The sequence below is a fragment of the Pseudoalteromonas sp. Isolate3 genome (assembly GCF_022398505.1).
Lineage (GTDB): Bacteria > Pseudomonadota > Gammaproteobacteria > Enterobacterales > Alteromonadaceae > Pseudoalteromonas > Pseudoalteromonas apostichopi.
Window position 1 is genome coordinate 1 of the sequence record NZ_JAKEVN010000125.1, and the last position, 11,451, is coordinate 11,451.

8 protein-coding genes and 1 pseudogene are annotated in these 11,451 nt (G+C 40.0%); 3 read left to right on the plus strand and 6 right to left on the minus strand.

The genetic code is table 11. The features are described from left to right. Positions 1-176: 176 nt before the first annotated feature. Positions 177-414 (plus strand): annotated as a pseudogene (locus tag L1D46_RS17720) (endonuclease III); the annotation flags it as partial. 124 nt (positions 415-538) lie between these two features. On the opposite strand, the gene L1D46_RS17725 reads toward L1D46_RS17720, so the two are convergent. Continuing rightward, on the minus strand, positions 539-2,077 hold the full coding sequence (locus L1D46_RS17725; protein WP_239977973.1) for a serine carboxypeptidase: 1,539 nt from the start codon (positions 2,075-2,077) through the stop codon (positions 539-541). A gap of 253 nt (positions 2,078-2,330) precedes the next feature. Here L1D46_RS17725 and L1D46_RS17730 point away from each other — a divergent pair, with 253 nt between their 5' ends. Both L1D46_RS17730 and gloA read left to right on the plus strand, forming a co-directional pair. Continuing rightward, positions 2,331-4,238, plus strand: a complete 1,908-nt coding sequence (locus L1D46_RS17730; RefSeq protein WP_167659214.1) for an aminotransferase class V-fold PLP-dependent enzyme — start codon at positions 2,331-2,333, stop codon at positions 4,236-4,238. A gap of 252 nt (positions 4,239-4,490) precedes the next feature. Continuing rightward, positions 4,491-4,889, plus strand: a complete 399-nt coding sequence (gene gloA / locus L1D46_RS17735) for a lactoylglutathione lyase (protein ID WP_054553771.1) — start codon at positions 4,491-4,493, stop codon at positions 4,887-4,889. Between the two features lie 10 nt (positions 4,890-4,899). Here gloA and L1D46_RS17740 read toward each other — a convergent pair whose 3' ends face one another. The 5 genes from L1D46_RS17740 to L1D46_RS17760 all read right to left on the minus strand — a co-directional run bounded on the left by L1D46_RS17740 (position 4,900) and on the right by L1D46_RS17760 (position 11,387). Continuing rightward, positions 4,900-7,137: an ATP-binding protein gene (locus tag L1D46_RS17740; RefSeq protein ID WP_239977974.1), complete on the minus strand. Its 2,238-nt coding sequence runs from the start codon at positions 7,135-7,137 to the stop codon at positions 4,900-4,902. Next, entirely contained in the window at positions 7,134-8,273 is a 1,140-nt protein-coding gene (locus tag L1D46_RS17745) for an extracellular solute-binding protein (protein ID WP_130051856.1), read from the minus strand. Before L1D46_RS17745 ends, L1D46_RS17740 begins: the two co-directional genes overlap by 4 nt. A 92-nt stretch (positions 8,274-8,365) precedes the next feature. Next, positions 8,366-9,520: an ABC transporter permease gene (locus L1D46_RS17750; RefSeq protein WP_239977975.1), complete on the minus strand. Its 1,155-nt coding sequence runs from the start codon at positions 9,518-9,520 to the stop codon at positions 8,366-8,368. Beyond that, entirely contained in the window at positions 9,517-10,443 is a 927-nt protein-coding gene (locus L1D46_RS17755; protein WP_239977976.1) for an ABC transporter ATP-binding protein, read from the minus strand. Before L1D46_RS17755 ends, L1D46_RS17750 begins: the two co-directional genes overlap by 4 nt. After that, positions 10,440-11,387 carry an HlyD family efflux transporter periplasmic adaptor subunit gene (locus L1D46_RS17760; RefSeq protein WP_239977977.1) on the minus strand — a complete coding sequence of 316 codons (948 nt, stop codon included), beginning with the start codon at positions 11,385-11,387 and terminating at the stop codon, positions 10,440-10,442. The genes L1D46_RS17755 and L1D46_RS17760 overlap by 4 nt, the downstream gene beginning before the upstream one ends. Between the last annotated feature and the right edge of the window lie 64 nt (positions 11,388-11,451).

An 11,451-nucleotide genomic window follows, 5' to 3' on the forward strand; every position in this document is an offset into this window, starting at 1 on the left:
CTAAATAATTAACAAATTGATCACATTACTTTCTATACAGGAATCGAAAGAATCGATTTTTAATCAACCAAACACTGAAGTATCTAAGATTATCAAACAAATAGACTAGACAACTTAATCGTTAACAACGGCCATTGGCCTCTCAAAGCAGCCTATTTTAGCGCAATCATCTAAATCTACTTTCAGTATACTTCGGCGGGCCGACAATTGCTGTTGATACGCATTTTTTCCGCGTTTCTAACCGCACTAAGTTTGCCATGGGTAAAGATGTGCTTGCTGTAGAACAAAAACTAGAAGAAGTGGTACCTAAACTTGTTAATCCTTCATGGCCGCTATTTATGTACTGCTCGTAAGCCTAAATGCGGCAGTTGTAATATTGAAGATTTGTGTGAGTTTAAAGAAAAGACTGAGTAGTTGAAGTCTACTCGAAAGCAAATAATCTAAAGGTGATGTTCCCCACTTCTTCTTTTTCTATCCCCATGCAAGCTCATTTTGCACATTGTGCCAAACACAGGGTTTGACACAATGTACTAGGCTATTATCGAGGATTTTGGCTCACCTGCTTTTTAATAAATTCTCGCGTATCTCTTAAAAGCGACACTCTTGCTGGTTCGTGAACATACATCATGTGACCGCCGTGATAATAGTGATAGTCAATTTTATCAGCGTATATACCGTGTCTATTTAAAGTGTATTCAGCATCAAAAAATGGGGTAACAATATCGTAATATCCAGAGGCAACCATCACTTTCATCTGTGGGTTACTACGAAGAACATAAGATAGATCCGGTGCTGTGTTGACGTATTTTGGCTCCCAACCTTGTCCGTCAGGAGCAGTTCGCCAGCGCCAATTATCAGATAACTCAGGGTCGCCAGGATTTAAGTATTTTCTTTTCCACTGCACGTTTAAGTCTGTGTGCATGTATTTCATCAGTGCCGCTTTATATGCCGGCCCTATAACTTTCGAAGCGTCTTGCTTAGGAGCTGCTGTTAGATCATCTCTTTCATCAAGCTTATAACGTCCATCAAGAAAGCCAACGGCAACGCCCTCATCACGCAATAATTCTTTTGCAAATCTAAAGGCGTTAATGCGTAAATCAGCCTGTTCAATATATTGTTTACTTAGCCCTGTATAACGGTGAAGTCCATCAACAATTAGCGCTCTGTCAGCTTTACTGAGCGCATTACCCTTAAATAGTGCAGGCAGTAATTCATCAACTGCAAATTTTCGGCTAGCATCAATGAATGCTTCAAAATTTCCTGATGTGTCTACTTTTTTATGATACCAAGCGGTTGCAGCGAGCGTTGGTATGTAAGTGACGTAAGAAATGATATTGTCATCTACATAAGGGCTTGAACCTTGATAGTCTAAAGCTTGTGAAACAAAAATAATGCCATTTACATTAATCAGGTGTTTATCCATAAGCACTTTAGAAACCGCTGCTGCTCGAGTTGTACCATAACTCTCTCCCAATAAAAATATTGGTGCATTCCAGCGATTTTCTTTCGTCAGCCACTGGGCAATAAAATCAGCGATAGAAGATGCATCTTCATTCAAGCCCCAAAAGGCTTTGCTTTCAGTGTCACCTAATGCACGTGAGTAACCTGTACCAACAGGGTCCACAAACACCATATCAGTCACATCTAGAATCGTCTCAGGCGCTTCTTTTAATTCGTAAGGAGCCATTCCAGGAGATGTTGCATCGCTTGGTACAACAACTCGTTTGGGGCCATAAGCCCCCATGTGTAACCAATTAGACGATGAGCCAGGACCACCATTCCAGATAAATGTAACAGGTCTGTTTTTGTTGCCGTCTGAGGCTATGTAATCAAACGAAAAAATAGCAGCTGTTGGCTGTTCGTTTTTGTTTAATAAATAAGTTTCACCTGCTACAGCTTTGTATTTCAGCTTTTTGCCATTGAAAGTGCCTTTATGCTGCGTAACAAATTTTGTGGCTTCGGGTATCGACTTTTTACTGTTGTTTGAATCTAAAATTTCATCTGCATTGACCGCGTTTGTACAAAACGCAAACAATGTCGAGATGACTACGGTTTTGAAATTGGCAACATACGCCATGTTTTATTCTCCCTTGGAAGCTTGCCTTTATTTTTAGCTGTATCTGGCTTGAGTGGTTTTATCACTCAGTGCTCAATTAACCTTTTACTTTAGCGATTACTTTTACAGTAAGAACATGTAATTTCAACTATCTGCGATTAACACGCAAAAAAGCATACCCTGTATCGAAACAAAAATATCAATGTATTAATTTCACAAGCTTCCATCCTTTCGTTATGCTGTTGAGTAATGTGAATTTTTTATGAGAGTCGCTATGTTACCTTTACTTCGTATCTTATTAATTGAGCAAGATCCTGCCACCTTAAAAGAGCTTTCAACGAACCTAGCAAGAACAATCCCTAACTTTGAACGTACTGATGTTGATATCGAGATTGTTGAGTGCATTGAGCTCAAGCAGGCGTTGAATTATGTAGAGGAAGATGGTGATATTCAAGCTGTAGTGCTTAGTTGGGATGTATTAAATAATGGCGAACGCACCTATAGTCGCTTTATCGAGCAATTAAAAGGCATCCGTCTTGAACTGCCAGTCTATGTTATCGGTGATGATACGAAAGGCTTGGAAATAGTCAACGAGTCTGAAGAAATTGAATCTTTCTTTTTTAAAGACGAGGTCATTTCAGACCCTGAAGCAATCTTGGGCTATATGATCAATGACTTTGATGACAGATCAGAAACCCCATTTTGGACCGCTTACCGTCGTTATGTAAGTGAATCGAACGATTCATGGCACACACCTGGGCACAGTGGCGGTGCTAGCTTTAGAAACTCTCCATATATTAAAGACTTTTATCAGTTTTATGGCCGTAATGTGTTTGTTGGCGACTTGTCTGTTTCTGTCGATTCGCTTGGCTCATTGTCAGACAGTACCAACACTATAGGCCGCTCTCAAGAATCAGCAGCGGCGACATTTGAAGTAAAACATACCTACTTTGTTACCAACGGCTCATCTACTTCAAATAAAATTATTTTGCAAACTTTGCTACGTAAAGGCGATAAGGTGATAATAGACCGAAACTGCCATAAGTCAGTGCATTATGGCATTTTGCAATCGGCTAGTTTACCTATCTACTTGTCGAGTATTTTGAATCCTAAATATGGTATCTTCGCACCACCGTCACTGGCTGACATTAAGCAAGCAATTGAACAAAATACCGATGCTAAATTATTGGTTTTAACAGGCTGTACTTACGATGGCCTGCTTAGCGATTTAAAGCAAGTGGTTGAATTTGCGCATCAGCACGGTATTAAAGTGTTTATCGACGAAGCCTGGTTTGCTTATTCACTTTTTCACCCGAGTTTACGCCACTACTCGGCGATTAATGCTGGCGCGGACTATGTTACCCATTCGGCACATAAAGTGGTTTCAGCGTTCTCTCAAGCATCTTATATTCATGTTAACGATCCTGATTTTGATGCCGATTTCTTTCGTGAGATCTACAGTATTTACGCCAGTACCTCGCCAAAATATCAGCTCATTGCTTCGCTAGATGTATGCCAAAAACAATTAGAAATGGAAGGTTATAAATTACTGAATGCCCTACTGAATCACGTTGCAGAATTTAAGCAACAAATGGCTTCCCTAAAACATATAAAAGTGCTCGATAAGCAAGATTTCATGGATATATTCCCACATTTTCGTGGCGATAACATGGGCCACGACCCACTAAAAATTCTTATAGATATTAGTGAGCTACCTTATTCATTAAAGGATATTCATAAATTCCTATTAGATGAAATTGGCCTTGAAATTGAAAAGTATACTCACAGTACTATCTTAGTTTTACTAACTCTTGGCGGTACACGCTCAAAGATCATTCGTCTTTACAATGCACTGAAAAAACTCGACAGTGGTAAAGTGAAGCTAGCCACCACAATGAGGCGCACTCGCTTACCAGAAAACTTACCTGCTATAGACTTGGCTTGTATCCCAAGTGATGCGTTCTATGGTGAACGTGAATCTGTGCCGATTAGTAAAAGTAACAACCGAATCTGTGCCGGATTGGTGACGCCTTACCCTCCTGGTATCCCACTGTTAGTCCCGGGGCAACATATCACTAATGAGCATATCGAATATCTTAAAGAGTTGGCGGGACAAGGTCTGACAATCCAAGGGAGTTTTGATGGCGAAATCTATGTACTGAAAGGTAAAGTGAAAAGCTAAACGTACGCTTATATCTCAAATACCTCATTGTTATGCAGCAATAGCTCTCCCATTGCTGCATATCATTACCTTCTTTATACCAAAGCTTAGTTATTAATTTTACAGCATGGACTTTGCGATTTGTCTCAATGCTACTGTGCAAGCAATCGAAATAACTTATAATCCATTTTTGATAATTTTAACGCGCAGCCTTATACCACACTGCGTTATTAGAATTGTGCGAATTTAAAGACAAGAAAGAGGATGCTAAAAATGCGCTTATTACACACAATGCTTCGCGTTGCTGATTTAGACAAATCAATTGAATTTTATACGCAGGTATTAGGTATGAAAGAGCTGCGTCGTGCAGACAATGAAGAGTACCGCTACACCCTTGCTTTTGTCGGTTATGGTGATGAAAAAGATTCGACAGTGCTTGAGCTTACTTATAACTGGGATACAGACAGCTATGATTTAGGTAATGCATACGGTCATATTGCTATTGAGTTTGATGATATTTATAAAGCTTGCGAAGACATTAAAGCTGCTGGCGGTAATGTGAGTCGTGAGCCGGGTCCTGTTAAAGGCGGCACAACTGAAATCGCGTTTGTTAAAGACCCAGATGGTTATGCGATTGAGTTAATTCAGAAAAAAGATAACAACACTTTTTGATTGATAGTGGCTATTTCAGCAATTGCTGAGATAGCCACTTTGCGAGTACTTTTTCCAGTTCAGTAAAATTAATTGGCTTTGCGATATGGTCGCTGATACCAATTTTTGAACTTCTTTCGATGTCGTCTTTCATTGCATTGGCACTGACTGCAATAATTGGTGTATTAAAACCTGACCTTGCTAATAAATTTTCACTGGCAGTTAAACCATCCATCACCGGCATTTGGATATCCATTAAAATCAGTGCGTAGTCTTTTGTTAGGGTTTTCTCACACGCAATTTGTCCATTTTCGGCCAATTCATAACTTAGACCTAATTGAGTTAAATACTTCGTGATAACAATTTGGTTAATTGGGTTATCTTCGGCAATTAATATAGGCTTATCGACTGAGTTAAAATCAAATTGAGAGTCTTTATCTAACTGATCCACTTTAGCGCTTACACCTTCTGGATATAGCGTTTTAAAACTGACATTAACCGTAAACTCGGTTCCTTTGCCAAGCTCACTAATTATCGCTATACTCCCTGCCATTAAATCAATCATCCCTTTACTAATTGCAAGCCCAAGGCCTGTACCGCCATATTCACGGGTGATATTACTTTGCGCCTGAACAAATGGATTAAACAGTGCTTTAATTTTATCTTCTGCGATACCAATTCCTGAATCTTTTACAGAAAACTCAACGTCTGTGACGCATTCGTCTCTATTTAGCAAAGTAAGTGAGAGTACAATTTCCCCTTGGTTAGTGAACTTAACTGCATTCGAAAGCAAATTAATAAGCACTTGTTTAACACGTATTTCATCACACTCAACGATCAAAGATTGTATTGAGGGGACATCTAGATTGCAGCGAATCCCTTTGTTATCACAACTAGGCTTGAATAATAAAATAAGGTCACGACAAAGCGCGACTAAATCACATTCACGCGACTCTAGCTCTATTTTTTTTGCCTCTATTTTTGAAAAATCAAGAATGTCATTAATAACGGTCAATAAAACATCGCTGCAGTTATTAATTTGCCTAACGAACTCTGCTTGCTCTTGCGTTAATTCGCTTTTATTTAGTAACTGTAAAAAGCCCACGATACCATTCATTGGAGTGCGTATTTCATGGCTCATATTCGCTAAGAATTGGCTTTTAACTTGCTCAGAACGCTCAGCCCGATGTTTTTCTAGCTGCAAAGAAGTAATTTGAATATCAATGGTTTCAGCCATGCTATTAAGCGACTCAGCAATATCTTTAAACTCTTGGTAGTGAAAGTCGTCAGTATTTTGTTTGTAATTCCCTAACGCATACTCGCGGCTAAGGGCAGTTATACGATTCAGCGGGTTATGAAGTCGCGCAGTCAGCCAACGGACGAGAATAAATGAAATAACAGAGAGTCCAAAAATTAGTAGTCCTGCTAATACGGCTGTTTGTTTAACGGCGCTGGTGTAACTTGTTTTGGTTTCGTTAATTTGAAACTGTAAGTTCGTTGGTTTGCCTTCGAAGTAAACATTATTAATCGTTGCTTGCCCCATTAGTTTCCCATTTTCGCCCGCATCACCCAAACTAAACAAAATATTTTTTTCTGCTGTGATTTGTACTTGCTTGCCTTCTTGATAAACTGGCTGCTCATTATGTATTGCAAGCCACTTTAACGCTTCGGATAAGGGGACAAAAGACACTAATACGCCCGTTTTGATAATTGGCTCGCTCAGTGAATCTTGCTCATGGAGCAGTGTTGATGTAATAGCCAACAAGGCATTTTGTTTTGCTTGTGCAGGAACAAACAACTCACTCACTTGGGGGTTATCAATAATTTGAATTGTGTTCTGTTGTGTCGATGTTTGGGCGCTATCGAGAATGCTTTTTGTGAGCTTATAGTTCAAATTTAAAGAGGTAATAGGATAACCCTCAACTATAAACCCTTGGTTATCAATAACAATTGCAGCTTTGATTTGCGGGTTTTGGGCGACAAACTCCTGTAGCTGTACTAGCGCGAACTGTGAGTATACAACTTTATTAGGCAATTCAGTAATCGCCTTGATACTACTAAGTAATTGGCTGTTTTTCTCAAGCTTAAATAATAGTTGCTCAAGACTAGCCGCATTATTTCTGGCTTGCCACTGTAAACTAGTGTTTGCCTGATCAATCGAGCTTAAATAGAAACGCCCTGTCATCAAACCTGCAAGTATCAATAAAGGTATAATTACCAGAAGTAAAACACTGATAAACAAGGCGCGACTAAAGCGTGGACTGCTCATTCATCCCCTTCATTGGCAATCGAACGCTCTGCCAACCCTTGCATAAATAACCCCGCTTGCTCAGCAGTTAAGGCTCCACTCCCATAGCGAATAAAACCTTTATTTAATACTTCCCAAACAATGATCATAGATGGCGTTGATAGCATAGGTTTTGTGAATTGCATAGCATCAATTAAGGTTGATAACCATGAACCTTGTTGTGCTTTTAGCTTATTTAAAACCTCTGTATTGATAGGAATATCTTGGAGCTGTTGCCAAATCATTGTTTGGAACTTTTCTGCTTGAACCAATTTAGCAAATTTGAATAAGTTTTCTTTATTTGCACCATTTAGGCCATCATTTGGAAACGCCAGTACAAAAGTAGAGTAATAAGGCTGCATATACTCACCATTGAGTTTCGGTAACTGTTGCATCCCTAAATTATCACCAAGCGCCTGATCATAAGTTTTTAATGCCCATGCACCATCAATAGTAAATGCGGCTTGCTGCGCTTTAAATGCGTTATTTGAACAAGTGTAATCGCACTGTCTATCAACGAGGTTTTGTTTACTTAAATCCCAAACAAATTTGAGAGCAGATTGCATTGCAGGCGTGTTTAGCTGAGCTTTATTATCTACAATTAGATCACCATTAAAAGCCGATAAAAACGGAATAAACCAGTACATCTCCATAAAACTCCATGTAACTAGTTTAACCTCTTCAGGCAAGGATGATTTAAAGCTATATATATCCTGCCAATTTTCTATTGGCTCTTTAACGTACTGCTTATTATAAAAAAGTAGCAGGTGATTACCTTGAATAATGGGAATACCCAAGAGCTGATTGTTTAGCTTAGCAGTGTCTAAGGTTCGCTTATCTGTAGTGTCAGCAATGAGTGAGCTTGGAATAACACTGTAGTTGGCATATTTATCAAGACCTAAATGATCTGCAGGCACAATAATAACGTCTGTTGAGGTGCTGGTACTGGTGTTTTGTACCAGTCTTACTTTTAGAGCTTTTTGATCAACCGACACAGAATTAACCGTCAAACCACTTTGCTCAGCGAGTGTGCTTAACAGTTGATCAAAATGCTCATGTTTCATGGTATGGGCTAGGTTTATCTTTGCCGCATAGCTATCAAATGTAACTATTAGCATCACTACCCAAAATACTTGCCACACGCTAAGGTTTGCTCATAAATAATGAAAATTATATTTTAGTTAAGCACATATGCCGTACATTGCCTAGCTTAATCAAGGGTTTTCTTGAACCTAAGTGCAGCCATAGCCAAGCCTAAAATAGTAAAGATCAAAAGCCAAATTAAGTCACTGCTCATACTCATTAGATTGACATCTTTTAGTACTATTCCTCTTATTAGCCTTAAATAGTGCGTTGCTGGTAAGCATTCAGCAAGCCACTGCGCCGCCATAGGCATTCCTTCATAGGGAAATACAAAACCAGACAATAAAATGGAAGGTAACAGAATAAAAATAGTCATTTGCATTGCTTGAAGCTGGTTTTTAGCGATGGTCGAGAGCACTAAACCTAGCACTAAACTGGCGCATATAAAGGCAAATGTTGCGACAACCAGTGCCATTAAACCACCGTCAAAAGGAATATGAAATAATATCTTGCCCATTCCTAATATAATAAATAGCTGAATAAAACCAATGAAGATATAAGGCACCACTTTACCTATCATCAACTCAAGTGAGCTTAAAGGTAAGGTTATTAAGAGCTCCATATTGCCTCGCTCTTGCTCTTTAACAATTGCAGCAGAGGTAAACATAATCATAGTCATGGTCAAAATGACAGCTGCTAAACCTGGCACAATATTAACCGCAGAGCGCTGCTCAGGGTTATAAAATAAGGTTGTTTCAAAGGTAGGATAAGTTCTATTCGCGGGCTTATCGAGCAGTTCAGCAAGCGGCATGTTGCGAAGCGATTTAATGCTCGACGCTACCATTGTATCTGAGCCATCAACTAACCAATGCGCAATTGGCCTGACTAACGACTCATTACTACCATCTGGTAAACCAAAACCGACTGTTGGGTGTTGAGCAAGCCGGTTTGCTACATCGTGGGGTATAAAAAGCACGGCGCGCACTTTAGCACTGGCTATTGCTGTTTGTGCTTGCTCTATACTGTTATAGTAATCTGTCACTTTGACCACATTTGTGGCTGATACTGTTTGTACTAAAATGCGGCTGAGAGCAGTGTGACTATGATCGACTACTGCAACAGGGATATCCTTAACATTAGTGTTAATAGCATACCCAAATAGAATCAGCTGGATAAGGGGGATCATTACCACCATAGCAAATGTCATTCTATCACGGCGTAATTGTAATAACTCTTTGCTTACAATAGCTTTTATACGGCTTAAAGAGGTAACAATATTCATTGTCTGCCCTGCCCTGTACAAGTTACAAACACGTCCTCAAGGCTTGGGCGAACAATATTTACTTGCCACGTATCCTTACAAAATGATTGCTGTTTTATAAACTCAACGGGATCTTGAACATCTTTTTTCACTAATACTCGCAATTGTGCGCCTAACTGAGTCGCCGAGATAACTTGATCGATTGTTGCGAGCTGTTTTTTTAATTCTCTAGTTTGCGCCCCAGCTATTTCTACAACATAGGCATGCATGTCTGTCATTAATTGTTTTGGTGAGCCATCGGCGCGTTTAATACCGGATTCTAAAATTGCTAAACGATGACAGCGCTCCGCTTCATCCATGTAGTGAGTAGTGACTAATATTGTGGTACCGGCATTACTTAAATCAAAAAGTGTTTCCCAAAAGTCACGGCGATTTTGTGGATCGACTGCCGATGTTGGCTCATCAAGAAATAAAATTTTCGGTTTATTGATCACTGCAGCAGCCAATGCCAAGCGCTGCCTTTGGCCCCCACTCATACTTCCGGCCATTTGTTCCGTTCTTTGATCAAGACCGTAGGTATGGAGCAATTCATCAATTCTTTGTTGTTTTTGCCGCTTTTTTAAAGGGTAAAGCGCAGCCATGAACTGGAGGTTTTCAAGTACAGTTAAGTCGCTATAAAGTGAAAACTTTTGAGTCATATAACCAAGTTGTGTTCTCAGCTTTTCTGCATCTTTTGGCAGGCTCAAGCCAAGCACATTGATATCACCGGCGGTTGGCTTCAATAAACCCGTAAGCATACGTATTGCAGTCGTTTTGCCACAACCATTGGGGCCTAAAAAGCCATAAATTTGGCCTTGCTGAATGTCTAGATCAAGGTTATCAATCGCTGTTAAATCGCCAAATTGTTTTATCAAGCCTTTGGCATGGATCACCGACTCAGTCATGGCATAACCACTTGGGCAGGTACGCCTGTTGGTAAGTTATTCTCAGTTGCAGGTAGTGTTACCTCAGCAAGATACATTAAACGCGCGCGCTCTTCCTGATTTAGGGCATAAAAAGGAGTGAAAGCAGGCTCTGTGGCGATCCAAGTAAGTTCGCCTTCAATCTCTTGATCTATGCCGTCTACGCGAACCATGAGCCTCATGCCCTGTTTGAGCTTGGCGCGATATGGTTCTGGGATATATACGCGTGCGTATGGTGCGCTGTTCGCTTGAATAATAACCACAGGGCTTCCTTTAGTAACTCGCTCACCTACATGCCAAGGCAAATTATCGACTCTGCCGGAACGCATCGCTTTAATTGTCAGATCTGAAAGATATTTTTGTTGTACTTTTAGCTCAGCTTCTGCGGCTTGAACTTGCGCCTTTGCACTATTAATATCTTCGACACGAGAGCCATTTGTTAGCTCTTTTAGGTTCTGCTTTGCTGATTCTAAATTTGCAAAAGTTTCATCCCGTGCGGCTGTTGCGCTGTCTAAGGTTTCTTGGCTTGCGAGCTTATCTTTAAATAACGTTTTTGCTCGGCGAAAATTAGCTTCGCTTTGTGTGTATGCAGCATTTGCCGCTGCTACTTTGGCTGATGTCGCAGCAACCTCTTCTGGGCGAGCACCATTTAAAGTTTTTTCAAGAAATGCTGTTGCTTGAGCTAGTTGCGCTTGAGCTTTGGCTACTATGGCTTGTTGAAGCTCAGCATCGAACTGTGCAATTACCTGCCCTTTTTCAACTAACTGACCTGCTGAGACGGGTAAATCAATCAGTACTTCGTTAGTTGTTGCAGGATGGATCACACGTTCACGCTCAAGAGTCCCTAGCGCTACTCCCTCATTAGAGTCTGAACAAGCTGAAATAACTAAAGAAATAAATATGAGTACAACACGTTTAGCTAACATTTTAATTTCCTTACGGTTAGCTGATGAGTTGCTAAATACTATAAAGTAATAAAATGTTCAGTAA

What these genes read in the sequence shown, in the direction of transcription:
- L1D46_RS17725 (WP_239977973.1), bottom strand. Translation starts at nt 2,077, where the DNA reads ATGGCGTATGTTGCCAATTTCAAAACCGTAGTCATCTCGACATTGTTT.
- L1D46_RS17730 (WP_167659214.1), top strand. Translation starts at nt 2,331, where the DNA reads ATGTTACCTTTACTTCGTATCTTATTAATTGAGCAAGATCCTGCCACC.
- gloA (WP_054553771.1), top strand. Translation starts at nt 4,491, where the DNA reads ATGCGCTTATTACACACAATGCTTCGCGTTGCTGATTTAGACAAATCA.
- L1D46_RS17740 (WP_239977974.1), bottom strand. Translation starts at nt 7,137, where the DNA reads ATGAGCAGTCCACGCTTTAGTCGCGCCTTGTTTATCAGTGTTTTACTT.
- L1D46_RS17745 (WP_130051856.1), bottom strand. Translation starts at nt 8,273, where the DNA reads ATGCTAATAGTTACATTTGATAGCTATGCGGCAAAGATAAACCTAGCC.
- L1D46_RS17750 (WP_239977975.1), bottom strand. Translation starts at nt 9,520, where the DNA reads ATGAATATTGTTACCTCTTTAAGCCGTATAAAAGCTATTGTAAGCAAA.
- L1D46_RS17755 (WP_239977976.1), bottom strand. Translation starts at nt 10,443, where the DNA reads ATGACTGAGTCGGTGATCCATGCCAAAGGCTTGATAAAACAATTTGGC.
- L1D46_RS17760 (WP_239977977.1), bottom strand. Translation starts at nt 11,387, where the DNA reads ATGTTAGCTAAACGTGTTGTACTCATATTTATTTCTTTAGTTATTTCA.